The organism is Lentzea indica (assembly GCF_012184385.1).
GTDB lineage: Bacteria > Actinomycetota > Actinomycetes > Mycobacteriales > Pseudonocardiaceae > Lentzea > Lentzea indica.
Genome location: NZ_VSRL01000605.1, coordinates 1 through 614 on the forward strand (window position 1 = coordinate 1; position 614 = coordinate 614).

Here is a 614-nt window from a genome sequence, read left to right on the forward strand (position 1 = left end):
GAAGCAGCTAGGCTGGATCTGCCCGATCTGCGGCGCAACTCGAAGCTTCCGGACTACGGGCGCTTCGGAGCTCTATTTGTGCGTTACGGGAAGGCGTCCAAGGGTGGCCCGCCAAAGCGACGCACTGTACTGACCGTCCCAGAATTCGACTGGGGTGTGGATGTTCTCGGTCATTACCTAGAAGAGGTCCGACCCCGCTTCTCGCCGGGGAATCATCCCGCTCTTTGGGTCACTGAGAGACGAGGGCGTATTTCACTGAGGCGTCTTGACGAAGCCTTTGAAACCGCCCGTAAAATCGCTGGAATCTCTGAAGAGCTTGACCTGCACAGCCTTCGACACAGCTATGTTACCCACCTTCTAGAGTTCGATTATCCGGAACGCTTTGTGCAGGACCAAGTCGGTCATGAATATGCTTCGACAACTGCCATCTATCCGGCGTGTCTGACGAGTACAGAAACCGTCTTGTGCAGAGGTCTTTGAAGAAACGCCACGCCGATCTATGGGAGATGCAATAGTGATCAAAAAGATGGGGACCCGATGGAATCTGCGCAAATTGATGGCAACTCGCGACATGTTCCAGACCACGGACCTGGTGCCACTCCTTGCAGAACGCG

Annotated in this window: 1 protein-coding gene; it reads left to right on the forward strand. The window is 55.0% G+C overall.

All coding sequences use genetic code 11. The features are described from left to right. On the forward strand, positions 1–480 hold a 480-nt coding region (locus FXN61_RS49910), incomplete at its 5' end, for a tyrosine-type recombinase/integrase (RefSeq protein ID WP_223165936.1). Positions 481–614 lie beyond the last annotated feature (134 nt).